Annotated in this window: 13 protein-coding genes; 7 read left to right on the top strand and 6 right to left on the bottom strand. The window is 43.6% G+C overall.

The features are described 5' to 3' along the window. The first annotated feature begins 230 nt into the window (after window positions 1-230). A complete protein-coding gene (gene putA, locus ABKW31_RS13410; protein ID WP_348617053.1) occupies window positions 231-4,031 on the top strand; it encodes a bifunctional proline dehydrogenase/L-glutamate gamma-semialdehyde dehydrogenase PutA in 3,801 nt (1,266 codons plus the stop codon). A gap of 1,289 nt (window positions 4,032-5,320) precedes the next feature. Here putA and ABKW31_RS13405 read toward each other — a convergent pair. Continuing rightward, a complete protein-coding gene (locus ABKW31_RS13405; protein WP_348617052.1) occupies window positions 5,321-6,880 on the bottom strand; it encodes a cytochrome c peroxidase in 1,560 nt (519 codons plus the stop codon). Window positions 6,881-7,596: 716 nt separating this feature from the next. Here ABKW31_RS13405 and ABKW31_RS13400 point away from each other — a divergent pair. Further along, complete coding sequence (locus ABKW31_RS13400; RefSeq protein WP_348617051.1) at window positions 7,597-8,814, top strand: hypothetical protein; 1,218 nt, start codon at window positions 7,597-7,599, stop codon at window positions 8,812-8,814. On the opposite strand, the gene ABKW31_RS13395 is transcribed toward ABKW31_RS13400, so the two are convergent. The 4 genes from ABKW31_RS13395 to ABKW31_RS13380 all read right to left on the bottom strand — a co-directional run bounded on the left by ABKW31_RS13395 (window position 8,791) and on the right by ABKW31_RS13380 (window position 11,121). Next, window positions 8,791-8,982, bottom strand: a complete 192-nt coding sequence (locus tag ABKW31_RS13395) for a hypothetical protein (RefSeq protein WP_348617049.1) — start codon at window positions 8,980-8,982, stop codon at window positions 8,791-8,793. The genes ABKW31_RS13400 and ABKW31_RS13395 overlap by 24 nt on opposite strands. 419 nt (window positions 8,983-9,401) lie before the next feature. Beyond that, a complete protein-coding gene (locus ABKW31_RS13390) occupies window positions 9,402-10,043 on the bottom strand; it encodes a PEP-CTERM sorting domain-containing protein (RefSeq protein ID WP_348617048.1) in 642 nt (213 codons plus the stop codon). Between the two features lie 539 nt (window positions 10,044-10,582). Next, window positions 10,583-10,882, bottom strand: a complete 300-nt coding sequence (locus tag ABKW31_RS13385) for a CcdB family protein (RefSeq protein ID WP_348617046.1) — start codon at window positions 10,880-10,882, stop codon at window positions 10,583-10,585. After that, window positions 10,882-11,121, bottom strand: a complete 240-nt coding sequence (locus ABKW31_RS13380) for a type II toxin-antitoxin system CcdA family antitoxin (RefSeq protein WP_348617045.1) — start codon at window positions 11,119-11,121, stop codon at window positions 10,882-10,884. Before ABKW31_RS13380 ends, ABKW31_RS13385 begins: the two co-directional genes overlap by 1 nt. A 1,087-nt stretch (window positions 11,122-12,208) precedes the next feature. On the opposite strand from ABKW31_RS13380, the gene ABKW31_RS13375 reads away from it, so the two are divergent. From ABKW31_RS13375 to ABKW31_RS13355, 5 genes are all read left to right on the top strand, one after another. Further along, on the top strand, window positions 12,209-12,625 hold the full coding sequence (locus tag ABKW31_RS13375) for a 3-phosphoshikimate 1-carboxyvinyltransferase (RefSeq protein WP_348617043.1): 417 nt from the start codon (window positions 12,209-12,211) through the stop codon (window positions 12,623-12,625). Then, a complete protein-coding gene (locus ABKW31_RS13370) occupies window positions 12,622-13,800 on the top strand; it encodes an outer membrane beta-barrel protein (RefSeq protein WP_348617042.1) in 1,179 nt (392 codons plus the stop codon). The genes ABKW31_RS13375 and ABKW31_RS13370 overlap by 4 nt, the downstream gene beginning before the upstream one ends. Before the next feature lie 8 nt (window positions 13,801-13,808). Further along, the gene (locus tag ABKW31_RS13365; protein WP_348617040.1) at window positions 13,809-14,387 is read left to right on the top strand and encodes a polysaccharide biosynthesis/export family protein; all 579 of its coding nucleotides are present in this window, start codon (window positions 13,809-13,811) and stop codon (window positions 14,385-14,387) included. Window positions 14,388-14,399: 12 nt separating this feature from the next. Continuing rightward, entirely contained in the window at window positions 14,400-16,619 is a 2,220-nt protein-coding gene (locus tag ABKW31_RS13360) for a polysaccharide biosynthesis tyrosine autokinase (protein ID WP_348617038.1), read from the top strand. A gap of 887 nt (window positions 16,620-17,506) precedes the next feature. Continuing rightward, the gene (locus tag ABKW31_RS13355; RefSeq protein ID WP_348617036.1) at window positions 17,507-18,100 is read left to right on the top strand and encodes a PEP-CTERM sorting domain-containing protein; all 594 of its coding nucleotides are present in this window, start codon (window positions 17,507-17,509) and stop codon (window positions 18,098-18,100) included. A gap of 705 nt (window positions 18,101-18,805) precedes the next feature. Here the strand turns inward: ABKW31_RS13355 and ABKW31_RS13350 are convergent. Then, on the bottom strand, window positions 18,806-19,177 hold the full coding sequence (locus tag ABKW31_RS13350) for a GxxExxY protein (RefSeq protein WP_348617035.1): 372 nt from the start codon (window positions 19,175-19,177) through the stop codon (window positions 18,806-18,808). Between the last annotated feature and the right edge of the window lie 425 nt (window positions 19,178-19,602).

Here is a 19,602-nt window from a genome sequence, read left to right as displayed (position 1 = left end):
AGTGTAAAACCGTTCTCAACCTGTTGCTCGTTTGGCCCTTTAGATTGATATAAGGCTGGGCGAGCGCTGGTATCAAGCATCAACTCCTTTAAGCTAGACCGCAGTCAACTTCTGTTTACGTGGGATCAGCGACTGCCCTTTGTGTGCTAATAGGCCTTATGTTAACCTAGCAGTATTCTACGGATAGGTGCACTTCTGCGCTTTTTCAAACTTATTTTCTGAGGTCAGCTATGCTATTTAACGGTACATTGATTACCGCAAGTCCCCTTCGTCAAAAAATCAGAGACTTTTATCGAATTGAAGAAAACCTCGCCGTCGACCATATTTTGCCTGATGCTGAAATCAGTATGTTGGCGCGCAGTCGTGCCTGGGAGCGTGCGCGCACAACCGTAACCCGTATCAGAAAAGAACAAGAAGGCCACGGTGGTATCGATGCCTTATTAAGTGAATATTCCTTGTCCACCGCCGAAGGCGTAATATTAATGTGTTTGGCTGAAGCCTTACTGCGGGTTCCAGACAAAGACACACAAGACGAATTGATCCGCGATAAATTATCCAAAGGTCAGTGGACGCCTCATTTAGGCGCCAGTGATTCTTTATTTGTTAATGCCTCATCTTGGGGTTTGTTGATGACCGGCAGCATGGTCAATTACGCCGATCATAGACAAAAAGAAAATTTTGGTACTTTGAAAAAACTGGTCGGCCGTTTGGGTGAGCCAGTTATTCGCCGTGCCATGAACATCGCCATGAAAATCATGGGCAAACAGTTTGTTATGGGCGAAAATATCAAAGATGCGGTTAAACGCGCCCAAGAAAAAGAAAAAAATGGCTACGTGTATTCCTACGACATGCTAGGCGAGGGGGCACGTACCAGTAAAGATGCGCAGCGTTATTATGACTCTTACGCCAAAGCAATCGAAGTGATTGGTAAGGCTGGAGCAGGCCGTGGGCCGCGTTTGAGCCCAGGTATATCAGTTAAACTATCAGCTATCCATCCGCGTTACGAATTCACCCATCGCGAGCGGGTACTCAAAGAAATCCCGGCTAAATTAAAAGAGCTGTGTTTACTTGCCAAAAAATATGACATTGGCTTAACCGTTGATGCCGAAGAATCAGAACGTTTAGATATTTCCTTAGATATTATTGAAATAGTATTCAGTGATCCCGACCTTGAGGGTTGGACAGGTTTTGGTCTAGCCGTGCAAGCCTATCAAAAACGTGCGTTATTTGTGATTGATTGGTTACGCGATTTAACCCAACGTGTGGGCCGTAAAATGATGGTGCGTTTGGTAAAAGGTGCGTATTGGGATACCGAAATCAAAAATGCACAAAAAGACGGTTTGTCGCATTTTCCGGTGTTTACCCGTAAGTCATCCACTGATGTGTCTTATCATGCTTGCGCCAATCGATTATTAGACTATCGCGATACTATCTACCCGCAATTTGCCACGCACAATGCTTATACCGCGTCGGTTATTATTGAGTTAGCGGGTAATGACAAAGAAGGCTTTGAATTTCAATGTTTGCACGGCATGGGCGACACATTGTACGACCAAATCGTACTCACCGATAAGATCCAGTGCCGCGTTTACGCCCCAGTTGGGGTGCATGAAGACTTGTTGGCCTACCTGGTAAGACGTTTATTAGAAAACGGCGCAAACTCATCGTTTGTTAACGCTATTGTTGATGAAAGTCGTCCAGTTGAAGCCTTGTTAGAAGATCCGGTTGAAAAAACCCAACGTCTAAAACACAAGTACAACGAGCAAATTTCTAAACCGATTAATCTATATGGTACAGAGCGTTTCAACTCTAAAGGCATGGACATTAATGATATTAATATCGTTGAGCCTCTAAAAAATAATCTTGAACGTTGGTTTAATAAAGTCAGCCTAACTGAAGAGCAAGTACCTGCTGGTGCTCACGCAGTGCGAAACCCAGCTAAACCCAGCGAAATCATCGGTTTTCATCACTACGACGACAAAGATGCCATGTTGGCTAAGTTAGACAAAGCTCACACTGCCTTTGCCTCTTGGTCGCAAACATCCATCACCGAGCGCGCTAATTTATTATTGCGCACCAGTGACATTCTTGAGCGTCATATGGATGAACTCATCGGTATCTGTATTAAAGAAGCCGGTAAGACCACCCAAGATGGCATCGATGAAGTACGCGAAGCTGTGGATTTTTGCCGCTATTATGCCGCACGAGCTCAAGAACTTGATACTGATGAACGTTTAGCATCTCGTGGTGTTGTAGTGTGTATCAGTCCGTGGAACTTCCCTTTAGCAATCTTCCTAGGTCAGGTAGCAGCAGCCTTGGTAACGGGTAATACCGTATTGGCTAAACCTGCCGAGCAAACCAGCTTAATTGCGGTGCGTACCTTAGAGTTAATGCACTCAGTGGGCATGCCAGAAGATATTCTACAATTAGTTATAAGCCCCGGTGCGCAAGTAGGTGAAGTACTTTTACCTGATGAGCGAATCAAAGCGGTTATGTTTACTGGCTCAACGCAAACCGGTACCTTAATTTCGCAAATTCTGGCCAGCCGTGGTGGTGATCAAGTGCCCTTAATTGCCGAAACCGGTGGTCAAAATTGCATGATTGTTGACTCAACTGCCTTGCCAGAGCAAGTGATTGATGACGTCATTGCCTCTGGCTTCCAAAGCGCGGGTCAACGTTGTTCAGCCTTACGTATCTTATTCTTGCAAGAAGATGTTGCTGACGATATCACTGAAATGCTGATTGGCGCCCTAAGCGAATTACACATAGGCGATCCGGCATTATTATCTACTGATATCGGCCCAGTTATTGACCAAAAAGCCCTTAAAACCCTAAATAAACACGTTGAAGACATGCAAGGTAAAGCCAAGTTGCTGTATGAATGCAAAGTTGAAAACGTGCCCGCAGACGCAACATTTTTTGCACCGCGTTTGTATCAGCTCGATAACATTAATGTATTACAACGCGAAGTGTTTGGCCCTTGTGTGCATATCATTCGCTTTAAGGCAAAAGAGTTGCCCCAGGTGATTGAGCAAATTAACTCAACCGGTTTCGGTTTAACCATGGGCGTTCACTCGCGCATTGAAGAACGTGCCCTCGAGCTAGCACGCTTATCAAGAGCAGGTAATGTTTATATTAACCGCAATATGATTGGTGCCATTGTAGGTGTGCAACCCTTTGGTGGACGAGGCCTATCAGGCACCGGCCCTAAAGCGGGCGGTCCACACTACCTTAGCCGCTTAATGATCGAAAAAGCCACACCCAAGTTAAGCGATAGCGACTATGAGCCTGAACAAGATTTAGCCTTGTTAAGTGATGATGCCGGGCGTAAACAAGCACAGATTATTATGCAAAATGCGGTAGCAGCAGAAAATCAATGGCGCATGACAGTGCTTAACACCCGTATCTCTGCGGTTAGACAACTACTAGCCAAACTCGCCGGATTAGATATCGTCGAAGAGCTAGCAGAAGATTTAAACCGTACATTGTCCACGGCGCGCAGTCAGTTAATCAGTATCGAAAAACGCCTACGTAAACCCAAGGTATTGCCAGGGCCAACGGGCGAATCAAACCTCCTGTTTTTAGAGCCTCGCGGCATTTTGGTCTGTTTTGCTGATAAAAACGTTACCTTCGAATACTGGGCCTTATCCATCGTCACAGCCCTAGCAACCGGCAACGTGGTTATCTCAGTGGTATCAGAAGTGTTTTACGATGAAGCGATCGCCTTTCGCAATCAATTTATCGCCACCGGTTCACCAGAAGGTGTATTGCAAGTAGCGAAATTGAACCAACTAGAGTCACTACTCGCCGAACCCAAACTCGCCGGTGTAGTTATCGACAGTAAAAGTGAAAGAAGCGCATTCATCACGCAAAAGCTAGCCCAAAGAGAAGGCGCCATACTACCCGTCATCAGTGCCGAGTATAACGACAACCTAATCCAACGCCTAGTAACAGAAAAAAGCGTCAGCACCGACACCACCGCATCAGGCGGCAACACCTCCCTGATGACCTTGGTCGAAGACGAAGAATAGACAAGCCAGCCACGAGCCCCAAGCTCCCAGCAGCGAGTCACAAGTAAAGCAATAGGGCCGACATCAAGTCGGCCCTATCTTTCCCACCCCATTTTTTGTATCAATCCCCAGCAACCGTCAACCCCTACAAATACCAAATACCCTTGTAGGAGTTCCCGGTAACCGGTGTTGCCCCAACGGAGTTGTTCAGGGACGAACAAAACAACAAAAGATGTTAATTCCACAACCAATGTCCATACATCACCGAGATTGATTGTTCGCAGCTAATAACATCCGTTACCTAGCAGCCCCTTGTAGGAGTTCCTTCAGGGACGAACATATCAACCACAAATGTTGATTCCTCATCGATTACCCATTAATCACCGAGGTTGATTTACCACCACGGTTCACAGCTAATAACATCCCTTACGGCCGCGCCGGTCACCAGCCGCCCCTTGTAGGAGTTCCTTTAGGGACGAACATATCAACAAAAAATGTTGATTTGACATCGATTACCCGTTAATCAACGAGGTCGATTGTTCGCAGCTAAAGCAGATCCTACAAGAGATCAATCAACAAAAAATGTTGATTTCACCGACAATTTCCATTTATCAACCAAGTTGATTTTTCGCAGCTAAAAACATCCGTTACGCAGCCGCCCCCTTGTAGGAGTTCCTTTAGGGACGAACCAATCAACAAAAAATGTTGATTTGACATCGATTACCCATTAATCACCGAGGTTGATTTACCACCGCAGTTCGCAGCTAATAACATCCCTTACCGCCGCGCCGGTCACCAGCCGCCCCTTGTAGGAGTTCCTTTAGGGACGAACCAATCAACAAAAAATGTTGATTTGACATCGATTACCCGTTAATCAACGAGGTTGATTTTTCGCAGCTAAAGCAGCTCCTACAACAGAAACCTCCGTGTTCGGTTCCCGTCAGGCTCTGTGGTGAAATCGCTTTTGCTGTAGCCTTATTCTTAACCTCCATGCCCTCTGTGCGCGGCACCCGGTGTACTCTGTGGTTAAAATGCTTTTGCTTTTGCTGTTGCTGTTGTCTTTGCTCTTGCCATTTACTAGCAACTATCTACCTGCAGTCGCCAAGATAATTTAGCCATCAATTGATAAATACTCGCTTAATGTGCGGAATGAGCAATCTAAGCGGTTTTGCTGAGGTGGGATACTTGATCAATAAATTGAATTATGAAAAGCGCAGAGAGCTGCGCTTTTTTAGGGGCTCGACAAAAAACATCGTTTTAACATTACATAAAAAAGCACAAGCTGCTTTGCTTGTGCTTTGTGAGGCTAATTATAGGAAGTTGCCGTTCTCATCAATGGCATTAACTCGCATAGTATCAGGGTTAGAGTCGCTGGCATCGGGGATCCATTTACCGAGGCATGCTCTATTTTCAACACAAGGGTCAGTCAAAGCCTTTAAAAATTCGGCTAAATCATTAATTTGAGTTTCGCTTAACGATACCTCTTCAAGGCTAACAATACCGGCTGTTCTATTCGCGGCTAATTGGTCTAGGGCAAGTTGAGTGTTTTTCAACATATCAAACGCTTGCACATTCGGGGCAATTTGTGAATAGTCGTAGTTATCTACTGCTTGCTGCGGATTTAAGTGATGCTTAATTACCTCAATCAAAGAAGTATAAGCACCATCATGGCCCCATGGCCCGGTAGCCGCAGTATTTAAAAGAGTAGGGGTCCTAAAGGCATATTTATCAATATCCAACCCTGTTTCTCTAAATCGTCCAAAATCATCATTTCCCGAAGGACCATTACCTTTACCTCTGCCTATTTGAGGTATAGCAACAACGTGGAAGTCTTCGTCAGTAAAAAAGTCGCCACTGTGACACGAAGCACAATTAGCCCCGCCCTTTTCTACTGAATTATAAAACAGTTGGGCACCGCGTTTAGCTTCCAGTGATAAGGCTTCATCATCACCTTCAACAAAGGCTTTCCAAGGCGTATTAACAAAAACTTGAGAGTTTTCGTAATCAGCAATCGCGTCAGTAATGTTAGCAAAAGTAACAAGCTCTTCCGCAGAACCTTGAGCATTATCAAAACCTATTTGAAATTCAGCTAACCATCGATTGAGGGGTAATAAACCACCTAAGGGGTTGCCATAATCACCAATACGTTGTTCTAAATTACTGCGAACTTGAGTGTTATTTAGCCCATTAAAATTGGTGAAACTCTTCATTTCTTCTGGTGATGTCACCGGAAACCTTGCCTGAGCAATCGCCAGTGTTGTTCCAGCATTCGGATCTGCTTGGCCAAATGGACTATCAGGGGTTCTTATGCCTAACCCGTCATCGCCTGAGCGTCCGGCGGTTGCGCCTAAACTTTCTACGCGACCATCATGAAATAAATACTTGTCCCACATGGCAAGATTGAATGTGCTTGGCGCATTTCTAGGCACAGTTGGTCCACCATCAAAATGAGTGCCACTGGTATTATGAAGACGGCCTGGACCAAGTAAATCTGGGGTATCGGCATCAACGCCGACTGATAAAGATAAATCGTCACCACCACCTAGAACCGGATGATGACAAGTGACACAGGCGGAATCAAAATCACCCCCTAAGCCCTTAGTAAAAAATAACTTCATGCCTAGCTGCGCTTTGGGTGAGTTTATATCGGGCAACGTGCGACCTAACGAGGGGTCGCCGACTAAATTTAAGCCCTCTATAGCGGTTCTCACTTTGCTCGCTTCTGATACGCTTACTTCTAGTTGAGGTTCTTCGGATACTGGAGTTTGAGGATCATTACTTCCTCCACAACCAAGCATAAGCGTGGTCAAAATTGATATTGTAGTAAGGTTATAACTTGATTTAGTTAGGGATTTTTTATTATTGAGCATATAACAGCCTTTTATTAATGTACGTAAAGAACTGACGCCCAACCTATCGCCGGATCACCCCAGTTCTCGCATTTAGCTACTCTTTGTAGATCTTTAACTCATAAATTTACAGGTGGGACAAAGCACTCTTTAAAATGCCTTCTATTTGCTAGATAGGAAACACTGATTTAGAAGACTAATATTTATTAACATCTACGCAATAAGTAAAAATACCTATTTCAACGAGCTCTTTTCCAATCTGCGCTGTCAAAACCGCTGATTCCCCGAAATGTATAAAAAACTACACTAAATCAACTAGATACTATAAAAACAAGAGGGAGTGGTGGCTGCAATGAATATACGTTTTCGGCGTAATACAAATGCTTACTACCCGTTATCGTAGCTACTGTCGCTGTTGTCTTTGCTCTTGCTATTTACTAGCTGCTATCAACTTATTCTTCGCCCCTAAACAACTCCGTTGGGGCCACACCGGTTACCGGGACCTCCTACAATAAAACCTCTGTGCCCTCTGTGGATCAAACGCTCTTTCTTTTGCCGTTGCCGTTGCTTTCTTTACCAGTCTGCCGTTTGGTGAGAAGAGCAGATGCAGTTTTAGGAGTGAGTTCATAATATCCCAAGCTAAGTGCGCTATCGAACAGACTCTTGGGGCACATAGAATGCATTATAAACCTAACCCTTGTTGCACCCCATTCCTGTTCTTGTCTAAGGAACCTCCTATGAATCCAACTATTGTTAGGTATTTTGTTGCATTGACTGCCTTGTTGATGATCACTACTTCAATGCAGGCCTTGGCTGTGACCACGTTTGCTCGACAAACTGGCTTGCCCTGCGCAGCTTGCCACGCGCAAACCTATCCAGCACTGAATCAGTTTGGACGTGTGTTTAAGGCCAATGGTTATGCTATTAGCGTAGCTCCATTTGGTAGCCAAGACTCAGTACTATCCTTAAAGGACTCACTGAACGCAGGCATTGTAACCAAGATACGTTATCAGCAATCTAATGGCGCTGGCCCAAGCCAAACCAACGATGGCGAATTCCAGTTTCCAGACGAACTTTTGTTGCACATTGCGACGCGCATCAGCAACAACATTGGCGCTGTGATAGAACTTAACTTAAATGATGGTGATCCTCTAATGAGTGGGTTCAAGCTGCCAATCATATACAATGTCAGTGGCCATGCCATTGGCGGCATTCCGTTTAGCACCTCATCACAGGGCGCAGCCTATGGATTTGAACTGTTAAATACAGGGGCAGTGCGATTTTCTCGTGTTGCAGAAGATCGCAGTGCTGTGTCGGCTCAACAGTATGTTGGCACGGCAACCAAGGCACAAGGCATCGCTGCTGTTGCCAGCAATAACCAGTACTTTGCCAACATCAGCAAATGGTCGCCAAGCACAACTGGCGATAATTCAGGCTCTCTTTCGGCAACTTATGTGCGTTTGGCTGCAACCCCACAGATTAGCGGATGGGATGTCGGCTTAGGCATTCAGTCGTGGAGTGGCAGTGCCACCGAGCCAGTTTTACAACGGTTAGTTGATACCGATGCGTGGGCATTTGACGCACAGGCGCAAGGGCTCTTTATGGACATGCCATTGGGATTGTACCTGAGCTATGCAGAATCTGCTGGAACACCAGCGGGGTCGATACAGCAAAATTTGTTCAACAAAAATCCACATGATCGAAAAGCTGCAGCCATACTTGGGCAACTGGGAGTAATACCAAGCAAAGTGACCGTGTTGATGAGCTATCGGCATGGTGAGAATGGCCAAATCAACAATTACCGAGATGACGCTTGGATGATAGGAGGCACCTATTCTCTGCTCGACAACTTGCAGTTTCAGCTCAATCATACCGAATACTCAGGCAGCGCCTATAGTGCCGAACAAGCCAACGGCACACGTATGACCACATTAATGCTCTACGGCGCCTTTTAATATACCCCGATAATGCAACAGAACCACTCGGTCAATAACAGATGACATGCCCATCGATAGGTTCTCTGTGGTGAAGTGCTTTTTCTGTGGTTTGCTCGCTTTTGCTGTAGCCTTACTCTTAACCTCAGTGCCCTCTGTGCGCGGCACCCGGTGAACTCTGTGGTTCAAACGCTTTTGCTGTTGTCTTTGCCCTTGCTATCTGCTATTTACTAGCAACTATTCACTTTTCATTCGCCCCTAAACAACTCCATTGGGGCAACGCCGGTTACCGGGACCTCCTACAAAAGAAACCTCTGTGTTCGGCCCCGGTGCCATCTATGTTGAAATCGCTCTTGCAGTTGCCTTTTTCTTAACCTCCGTGCCCTTTGTGATCACTGTAGTTCAAATGCTCTTGCTCTTGCCCTTTTCTTAACCTCCGCGCCCTCTGTGCGCGGCACCCGGTGACCTCTGTGGTTCAAACGCTTTTGCTTGTGTCTTTGCTCTTGCTCTTGCATTTTCTATCTTTTAGCATTTGTATCTATGTGAAAAAGTAATAAAAAAAAGCCCCGATATATATCGAGGCCTCTACACATTGCGTTGAAATATGCTTATGCAGTTTTCTTTTTCCGAGATAAACCAAGACCAACTAAGCCAAGAGCAAGTAGTGCAATACTAGTAGGTGCTGGAACATCAGACGTCACCACATCATATCGAATTGTACCGTTCCAAATACGAGGATTAAAAACCGAACCGGTGAACGGGCTGTTTGTTGCAGTACCAAGTGTTAAGCTAAGGTCTGTATTCGAGAAGTTTTGGTTGCTCCCATCCCCATTAGTATAATCATGACCAAAAGTCGAACCAGCAACTAATGCAAAACCATAAAGTGTGTTTGAATTTAATGAAAAATTATTGGAAAGAGTGACCATGGTCACATTATTTAGACCTGCACCTGTTCCGCTGCCAGTAGCAGCTTGCAACCAACTTGAAGAAGTTTGGTTTGTTTCTGACGTTGTACCATTTAACAGCCACACCTGAAAATCGCTAAACGCATCTTGCTCATTAGTATTTAAATCAAATCCGGTAATCGACAAATCCTGACTGCCAACCATTAGGTCAAAGTAAACAGCACCACCGAAACTGCCGCCATTATTAGCGCCATACAGTGTTGAAATTACACCAGCATTAGCAAAACCAGTAACAGATAAAACCACACCGGCAAAAGCCATTTTCAACATTTTTATATTCATCATATTTTCCTTGTACTGCTTTCATCAAAGAAAGGAGAGTATTGTTGTTGTTTGTCATTCAAATTGTATTAAGCATTAATTGGGCCAATTTATATTAACTATAAATATCAATATCTTGAGTGTTTTATTGAAAATGAAAATAATCCAAATGTAAAATATTCTGACAAAAAACTGCTAACCTCAGTAATTCGCTCGCTTTTCCTGTAGCTTTTTCTATCTACTTATCATTCACCCCTAAACAACTCCGTTGGGGCAACACCGTTGGGGCAACACCGGTTACCGGGACATCCTACAAAAGAAACCTCTGTGCGCGGCACCCGGTGCCCTCTATGTTGAAATCGCTTTTGCTCTTGTCCTTTTCTTAACCTCCGTGCCCTCTGTGATCTCTGTGGTGAAATGCTTTTGCTGTTGATTTGTCTTTGCCGTTGCTCTTGCTATCTACTAGCAACTATCTACTTTGCCATCGTCATCGTCATCGTCATAGCATTCGCAGCTGAAGCAGCTCCTACAAAAAGAAACCTCTGTGACCTCTGTGGTGAGATCTAGAAACCTGTGATTAACATGTCTAGCGCGGTCATAATTTCAGAATGAAACTCTGTAAGATTGGTAACGCGTTTGTTTAGTTCGCTCTCAGGTATTGCGGCAATAAATTGCGTTAACATTACGTAAGACTCATTTTCAATTACAAATATAGGGTTAAGATAGGCCGCTGGTTTTGGTGAATCATCGATGCGTTCTAGTGGCACTACAGTTCTTGTGTTCAATCCGCTGAGTATGTCTGACTGCACGTCAAGTAAGTACCCCAAACTGTCGTTGTTTTTATATACAGAAAATCGAGCCATCAAAATAATCTATATTTGGAAAGTGGTAAGCCATTTTCTTCTACGTACAAATTTGAGCTCGAAAGTGCTGAGTTATTTTCCTGTAACCAGCGTCTCTTTTTCTCACTCGCGATGGCTTGTGCTATACCATGTTCTGCAGACGCTGATAGGTTAATGCCCAACTCTTTTGCTTCCGAGATCAAATGCAATTGAATCGAAAGGTTAGTACGTTTTTTTACATTATCTTTTGGTGTTTGCATGAGCCCTCCTCATAATGTCTAAATTATTATACGCACAAAGGTTGTGTATGCAATTACATGGATTTATGCCCGAAGAATCACAAAATGACTAAAATTTGCTCGAAAATGCCTATCAGTCTGGTCCAAAACAACCCTCTGTGCTCGGTTCCCGCCAAGCTCTGTGGTGAGATCACTCTTGCTCTTGCCGTTGCTTTTTCTTAACCTCTGTGACCTCTGTGGTTTAAATGCTTTTGCTTGTGTCTTTGGCTCTTGCTATCTACTATTTACTAGCATCTATCTAATTTACAATTGCCATCGCCTTCGCAGCTAAAGCAGCTCCTACAAAAAAGAAACCTCTGTGCTCGGTTCCCGCCAAGCTCTGTGGTGAGATCGCTTTTGCTCTTGCAGTTGCCCTTTTCTTAACCTCCGTGCCCTCTGTGCCCTCTGTGCCCTCTGTGGTTCAAATGCTTTTGCTGTTGATTTATCTTTGCTATCTACTTTTACATCGCCTTCGCAGCTGAACTGAGCCGGTCACCGGCAGCTCCTACAAAAACCTCTGTGCTCGGTTCCCGACAGGCTCTGTGGTGAGATCGCTCTTGCTCTTGCCGTTGCTTTTTCTTAACCTCAGTGCCCTCTGTGACCTCTGTGGTTCAAATGCTTTTGCTTGTGTCTTTGGCTCTTGCAGTTGCCCTTTTCTTAACCTCCGTGCCCTCTGTGACCTCTGTGGTTTAAATGCTTTTGCTTGTGTCTTTGGCTCTTGCTATCTACTTATACATCGCTTTCGCAGCTAAAGCAGCTCCTACAACAGAAACCTCTGTGATCTCTGTGGTTCAAACGCTCTTGCTGTTGCCCTTTTCTTAACCTCCATGTCCTCTGTGCCCTCTGTGGTAAAATCGCTCTTGCTTTTGCTGTTGCTATCCACTCACATCTATCCACTTTTCACCGTTTCATACAAAAAACATCACTAAGTTGTCATTTTTTTAATTTAAAGTCGTTTTCGACTCTGTAAATGTCATGTACTATAAAACGCACAAATTACGTCTAGAAATACATCAGTCTTTAAATTAACTAAAACAAATAACAGTGACTGATAAAAAAGGTGAATAAGTTGGAATCTAAAAACACCAATATCAAAGACGAAATAGCGATTAAAAATCTGTTAAACCGTATGCCCACTGATGTGGCTAATACCTTTACAGACAAACAATTAGTGCACTTAAAGTCAGCGATTGGTTCACGGGAATGGGGAAAGCACAAAATCGACTTTAGAGGCACCTTTCCCTTGCCCTTCGTGCGCACACGCATTTATTACGTATTTTTGATGGGGCGCAACTTTCGCGAACTGTCACGCAAAGAGCAGTTGGTATCTGCTTTTAGCATCGCGTTGTTTACGGCGTTGTTTATTACCTTTTCAGTTTTGCTTGGTTTATTAGTGTTGTATTTAATTAAATCAGCACTAGGCATTAATATATTTAAAGATTTTTCTTTTGGAATTTGGGATTGGTTTAAAGGGTTATGGAAATGAGAAAATTAAATAAAAATAATAAGCTTACAAGAATTGCACTCACTCTATTGGCAAGTTTTGCAAGCAGCCAAATAATGGCCCAAGAAGCCGGTTTTTTTGCCGTAGTTGATTCACGTTTAAGTTACGAAGACAACATTCTCCGTGAATCAGATGCCAATGCCGATAGCGATACCAGTGTGGTGGTAGCACCAGAACTCACCATTGCCGGCATTCTTGGTAAACAACGTTTTTCAGCAGTCTACAAAGGCGAATACGCCAACTATTTTGACTTTAGTGATGTTAATTACACCGACCATGATATTCGCCTGCGAGCTGATTTTGACCACTCAAACCGCCTTACCTCACGCTTTGATGTGCAGTACCAAGACAAACACGAAGATTTTGGTGATTTAAATACGATTTTTGTTAACTTAAATGAATTTAACCATTTTACCGACAAAGGTCTGACAGGGCGGCTAATTTACGGCAGACAAGACAGCTTTGGCCAATTAGTACTGCGTTTAGCGCATAATAAACGCGATTATGATAACAATAATCAGGAATTTCGTAGTAATGAACGTGATTTAGCCTCATTCGCCTTTTATTACCGCATAGCACCGCGCACTCGTTTATTGGCTGAGTTGGTTTATCAAGATTTTAACTACAACCCAGAAGTGGGCTTTTTAGACCTAGATAATAAATATAAAGTGTATCAGGCAGGAATAGAGTGGGCTTTTACTAATCAATTAGAAGGTACAGTTAAAGTGGGTTATCAAGACCGTAACTATAGCCTTGATACATTGCGTGACATTAATGGCCTAGCCTATGAAGCCAGCATTGATTTCACCCCCAATACTTACACCACTATCAATTTAGCCGCAAGGCGTGAAAGTATTGATTCGTCCCTCGAAACAGCCGGTGGATTTTTGCGCACCAGCTATGGTGCAGGAGTTGAACATAGCTTAACCCAGTTAACCAAATTAGAAGCAGAGCTTACTTATGCTAAAGATGAGTTGGTCTTTAGCTCAAATCGTCAAGATAAACGTACTGGGGGTAAGCTGGGTATAACTTATAGCTTGTTGACTTGGGTTGAAGTGGGGGCCAATTACAGCTACGAAAAACGTGACTCAACTCAGGACGCAGCCGATTACAAGGCCAATAGCATTAATCTTACTGCTAAGCTTAGTTTTAATTAGGAGAGCCCATGTACCTTCACCATAAATTAAGTGAGCAAAGCATGTACAAGGTAATAAGCTACAGCTTTTTGTTAGTGCTAAGTTTAGTCTTGTTAAGCATGGCGTTTGCCAGCCAAGCGCAAGAGTTAAACCAATACCGCCTAGGGGCTGATGACGAAATATCCGTTAACGTATTTAACGAGCCTGATTTAAGCCTAGCCAAAACCCGGGTGGCCGCCAATGGCACCATCTCTATGCCACTCATTGGGCAGGTAGTGGTTAAGGGTTTAACCATTGACGAGGTCGAACTTAAAATAACCAAGTTATATCTGGGCGATTACCTTAAAAAACCCGATGTATCGGTGGCTATTGTTGAGTACCGCCAGTTTTATGTGAATGGCGAAGTCGACAAACCCGGTGGCTACAGTTACCGCGACGGCATGACCATACAACGGGCTATATCCTTAGCTGGCGGTTTTACCGAGCGAGCCTCGCGCAGTAAAATAAGGCTAATGCGTGAAAATAACCCTAATAATGTGATTAATGTCGACTTAAATACTCCAGTCTTACCGGGTGATGTTATCACCGTTGAAGAAAGCTTTTTTTAACAAGGGACCAATATGGCCAACACGGAACTCAGTAATTCACTTGCCAACCAACAAGACGATGACACTATCGACTTAGGCCAATATTGGCGCATACTAAAACGCCGTAAATGGAGCATCGCATTAGTTGCCTTGTTGTTTTTAGTGCTGGGGCTTTTTGTCGCGATTAAGTCAACACCTATTTATCAGGCTACGGCAAAGATACAAGCCGACCCAATTCAGCCTAATGCCACCGCTAGCGATCAATACATCATGAATTCCATGGTGTTTTTGTTTTACGAAACTCAATACGAAATTATTCAATCACGCAAAATAGCTGAAACCGTGGTGGATAAACTTGGACTTGTTGAACGCTACAAGCAAGAACAAGCTGCAGCCAAGTTATTAGGTGACGACAGCAATGTATTAAGCGACCTTAAAAAGCAAGTCAAAGGCTGGTTTGCCAGTGATGAGCCCGAGCAAGATGCTGTACCACTAAGCGACGAACAACTGCGCATTATGTTGGCCTATGGCATTCAAGCCATGTTGAGTGTTGAGGGCGGTACCCAAAGCCAAATTATTAATATTGCTTATCAGTCTGACGACCCAGTAGAAGCCGCGGAAGTCATTAACGCGGTGGCCGATGCCTATATTGAATTTGGCCTAGAAGCCCGTTTGAGTACCCTAAAAGATACTGCTAAATGGTTGGGTGACCAACTCGACGACTTAAAAGCCACCTTACAAGCATCTGAAGATAAGTTAGCTGCGGTGCGCACTCAGTCAGGCTTAATGGACAGCGAGCAGCAAGCCCGCATTGCCAATACCCAATTGTCTAACCTCAACAACGAATTAGTGCGCGCGCAAACCTTATTATCGCAAGCGCAAGAAATGTATACCCAAGTGCAAAAGCTTGACCGTAGTAAGGGCGACTATTTATCCCTCGGGCCAGTATTACAAAACCAAACCATACGTGATTTAGTGCGCGAAGAGTCGAACCAAAGCCGAGCGGTTGAAGAACTCGCCGAACGTTATGGCGAAAAACACCCCAAACTCATTGCCGCCCGCTCTGACCTAGCTGGTGCCAAAAGCAATCTAAACCGCGAAGTAGACAAAATAGTCGAGAATATCGCCAAAGAATACCGCTTGGCCCAAGTGCAACTTGAAAACGTAAAAGAACTCACTAATAAAACCAAAGCCGAATTGCAAAGCTATCAAGGCAGCAGTTTCGAAATTACCCGCCTAGAACGAGAAGTTGAAAACAACCGCCGGGTTTACGAATCATTTTTAGGTCGTTTGATGGAGGCCGATGTAAGTGGCGATTACGATGCCTCTAACGTACGTATTATTGACCGTGCCACCGTACCAATCTTCCCCATTAAACCGCAAGTTGCTTTAATTGTTGTCGCCGCCTTGATGGCCGGTTTGTTTTTTGGTGTGGTATTAGCCTTTTTACGTGAGGCTTTGGGCAATGTATTTAATACCCCTGACCAAATTGAAAGCGAGTTGCAAATACCATCATTAGGTATTACCCCCTTGGTGAAAAACAGCAAAAAGTCAGTGGCACCCGAAAAACAGTATATTGCCGACCAACGCTCTACTTTTGCCGAGGCGATTAATACCATTCGTACCGGTTTGTTATTCAGCGATATTGATAACCCACCCAAAACCGTATTAATTACCTCTACCGTGGGCTCAGAAGGTAAAACCACCTTAGCCATCAACTTAGCCGTGGCCTTTAGCCAACTCGACAAAACCTTGTTAATTGAGCTTGATTTGCGCAAACCTGCCATCGCCAAAGATTTAGGTTTAACCGGTAAAGTAGGTTTAAGCGACATACTAGCCGGAGCCCAAATAGACAGCAGCATGGTCAGCCAAATAGAAGGCGCACCCAACTTAAGCGTGATCACCTGCGGTACGATCCCGCCCAACCCCATGGAGCTATTGTCGTCTAAACGCTTCGCCAAGCTGCTCGACAGCTTAAAAGAACGCTTTGCCCACATAGTAATAGACAGCCCACCCACCTTACCGGTGAGCGACGCTGCCGTGCTATCTAAACTGGCCGATGCCACCATCATCGCGGTTAAAGCCGAAGGCACCAAAATCAACATGGCCAAAGAAACCGTAGCCCGCCTACGCAAAGTCAACGCCAACATAACCGGCGTAGTACTAACCCAAGCCTCACCCCAAAAAATGAGCTACTACGGCGAACACTACTACCAAGAAGGCTACTACGGCGTAGACCCCAAAGAGTCATAAATCAACACCGACCAAAAAGCCCACCAAGTAAAACACTTGGTGGGCTTTAAAAAATCCAACACCTAATGCCAAAGCTAAAGCATTTGAACCACAGAGGTCACAGAGCGCTCCGCTCACAGAGGTTTCTTTTGTAGGAGGTCCTTTAGGGCCGAACATAAAGCCAAAGCCAAAGCAACAGCATCTGAACCACAGAGTTCACAGAGCGCTCCGCTCACAGAGGACTGCAACAAATTTTAGATGTAAAAAAACAACAAGTGCTGGTTTGCAATTCTGTGTATCTGCAATCGCTTTACTCTTAACCAAAATCCCTGCTTTTTCTTTCCTCCGTGTCCTCTGTGACCTCTGTGGTTCAAATTATCTTTTAATCTTAACTTCTTATTTCACTGTGCCCTCCGTGGTTCAAACTCTTTATCTTTTGAAATCCAAAGCCAAAGCCAAAGCATCTGAACCACAGAGTTCACAGAGCGCTGCGCTCACAGAGGACAGCAACAAATATCAGATGTTAAAAAAAACAAATGCTGGTTTGCAATTGAGCCTGTAACAGATTCTGTGTAACTGCAATTACCGATTATATGCAATCACTTAAGTCTTAACCAAAATCCCTGCTTTTTCTTTCCTCCGTGCCCTCTGTGCGCGGCACCCGGTGTCCTCTGTGGTTCAAATTATCTTTTAATCTTAACTTCTTATTTCACTGTGCCCTCTGTGGTAAGTTTTTTATCTTACTATTAACCATCTCACTGTCAGGTTTGTTTACGTTCTTTCTAAAAAAATAATTTAATTCGGCTCATTATTTTTTAAGTATCTGATAATTATAGTTTTTAATTTGTTGGCATAGTTTACGCATTAAAAAGATTTAGTTAAATTAAATTAAACTGAGAATAACAAAAATGAAAGCAATCAGAAGTAGTCTTACTAAATATTCAGTGGCTTTAGCACTAACATTGGGCTGTGTGCTTCCAGCATCCGCCACACTTATTACCCAGACACAAATACTCGTTTCCGATGGCCAAAACTTTATCTTCGATTTCAACGGCTTAGGTTTATCAGATGGCACTGACGGTGTATTAACAATTGCTTCAGGAACCGCCACTAATCCTAGCTTCAGTGGTCTGGACTTAGATGCTGCTAACGAATTCTTTGATGTTATCTTTGAAACTACAAATTTGGGAAGATTTGGATGTAACTCAGGCGCAGGAGTAACTAATATTCCTGGCAACACAGGTGGTATTGAGTGTGATTTTTCTTTAGATATAGCAATTGATGGTGCGTCGTTGTTGTCGTTATTAGCCGATGGAATGTTGTCGATAGGGGTCAATTTTAGTGATGCGGTAAACGCCTTTAACGATAATGATGAAGTGATTGTTTCTATTAGTTATGTTGATGCTAATGGCGCCCAGCCAGTGCCAGAACCATCTGCCCTAGCTATTTTTGCATTAGGTTTACTAGGCTTAGTATCACGCAGATTTAAGAAAAACGCCTAATTCAGCTTCTGATATGGGTACTCTGTGGTTCAGCCTTTTTATGTTTTGAAAGCCAAAGCCAAAACATCTGAACCACAGAGTTCTCAGAGCGCTCCGCTCACAGAGGTTTCTTGTGTAGGAGGTCCTTTAGGGCCGAACATAAAGCCAAAACCAAAACCAAAACCAAAGCCAAAGCAATTGAACCACAGAGGTCACAGAGTGCTACGCTCACAGAGGACAGCAAAAAACATTAGTTGTTAAAAACAATAAATGCTGGTCTGCAATCGCTTTAGTCTTAACCAAAATCCCTGCTTTTTCTTTCCTCCGTGACCTCTGTGCCCTCTGTGGTTCAAATTATCTTTTAATCTCAACTTCTTATTTCACTGTGCCCTCCGTGGTTCAAACTCTTTATCTTTTGAAAGCTAAAGCAAAACCCAAAGCATTTCACCACAGAGGTCACAGAGCGCTACGCTCACAGAGGACAGCAACAAATATCAGATGTTAAAAAACAACAAATGCTAGTTTGGAATTCTGTTCAACTATAATTACCTATAAACTGAAATAACTTAAGTCTTAACCAAAATCCCTGCTTTTTCTTTCCTCTGTGTCCTCTGTGCGCGGCACCCGGTGCCCTCTGTGGTTCAAATTATCTTTCAATCTTAACTTCTTATTTCTCAGTGACCTCTGTGGTTCAAGGGCTTTATCTTTTATTCTTAACCTTCAGTGTTAAAGCCTTAATCGTTTTATGCCATTGGTAAGTCTTGATGCATTGAAATTGATAATTAAGCCTGTTTGTATGTTACTTAATTTCATGTAGGTGAGGGTTTGAGCAATATGTATAGGCAATATTTTATCGACGGCTTTAAGCTCAATAATTAACTTTGTTGGTATTAATATATCGACCCGATAGCCGTTGTCTATTTGCTTACCTTTGTAATTGATTGGAAGCACAGATTGTTGCTCTGCTGCAATGCCGTGTTCTAGTAGTTCGTATATTAGGCATGCTTCATAGCTCGATTCCAATAGGCCTGGCCCAAGTTCTTTATGTACATTAATCGCGAGTCCAATAATGGTTTGAGTTAAGTTGTTTTCATCCATGATCTAATACCCATTTGCTTTTAAAACTAATATTTAATCCTAGATTATCTAGTACAGAAAAGCATAATTCGCCACCGGGCTATGCGGCGAATATATTCACCACAAAGTTACACAAAATCTGTTAAAAGCTCGCTGATTTGCAATTCTGTCTAACTGCAATTACCTGAAATTGATTTAATCTTACCAAAACTCCTGCTTTATCTTTCCTCCGTGCCCTCCGTGCCCTCCGTGACCTCTGTGGTTCAAATTATCTTTTAATCTTAATTTCTTATTTCTCTGTGCCCCCTATGGTTCAAATGTTTTATCTTTTATTCTTAACAATTAGCTTTACCTCCGTGCACTCTGTGTCCTTATATGGACTCCCTCAATACTGTCAATCGTTGTTTTAATTAAACTAAGTTAGATGCTTGCTTATATACGGGCTC

The sequence above is a fragment of the Paraglaciecola sp. 25GB23A genome (assembly GCF_040012495.1).
GTDB lineage: Bacteria > Pseudomonadota > Gammaproteobacteria > Enterobacterales > Alteromonadaceae > Paraglaciecola.
The sequence above is the reverse complement of the archived record's forward strand: the minus strand, read 5'-3'. Positions and strand labels throughout refer to the sequence as shown.

Excerpts from the sequence above, each read along its gene's own strand:
- putA (WP_348617053.1), top strand. The coding sequence starts at position 231 with ATGCTATTTAACGGTACATTGATTACCGCAAGTCCCCTTCGTCAAAAA.
- ABKW31_RS13405 (WP_348617052.1), bottom strand. The coding sequence starts at position 6,880 with ATGCTCAATAATAAAAAATCCCTAACTAAATCAAGTTATAACCTTACT.
- ABKW31_RS13400 (WP_348617051.1), top strand. The coding sequence starts at position 7,597 with ATGAATCCAACTATTGTTAGGTATTTTGTTGCATTGACTGCCTTGTTG.
- ABKW31_RS13390 (WP_348617048.1), bottom strand. The coding sequence starts at position 10,043 with ATGATGAATATAAAAATGTTGAAAATGGCTTTTGCCGGTGTGGTTTTA.
- ABKW31_RS13385 (WP_348617046.1), bottom strand. The coding sequence starts at position 10,882 with ATGGCTCGATTTTCTGTATATAAAAACAACGACAGTTTGGGGTACTTA.
- ABKW31_RS13380 (WP_348617045.1), bottom strand. The coding sequence starts at position 11,121 with ATGCAAACACCAAAAGATAATGTAAAAAAACGTACTAACCTTTCGATT.
- ABKW31_RS13370 (WP_348617042.1), top strand. The coding sequence starts at position 12,622 with ATGAGAAAATTAAATAAAAATAATAAGCTTACAAGAATTGCACTCACT.
- ABKW31_RS13365 (WP_348617040.1), top strand. The coding sequence starts at position 13,809 with ATGTACCTTCACCATAAATTAAGTGAGCAAAGCATGTACAAGGTAATA.
- ABKW31_RS13360 (WP_348617038.1), top strand. The coding sequence starts at position 14,400 with ATGGCCAACACGGAACTCAGTAATTCACTTGCCAACCAACAAGACGAT.
- ABKW31_RS13355 (WP_348617036.1), top strand. The coding sequence starts at position 17,507 with ATGAAAGCAATCAGAAGTAGTCTTACTAAATATTCAGTGGCTTTAGCA.
- ABKW31_RS13350 (WP_348617035.1), bottom strand. The coding sequence starts at position 19,177 with ATGGATGAAAACAACTTAACTCAAACCATTATTGGACTCGCGATTAAT.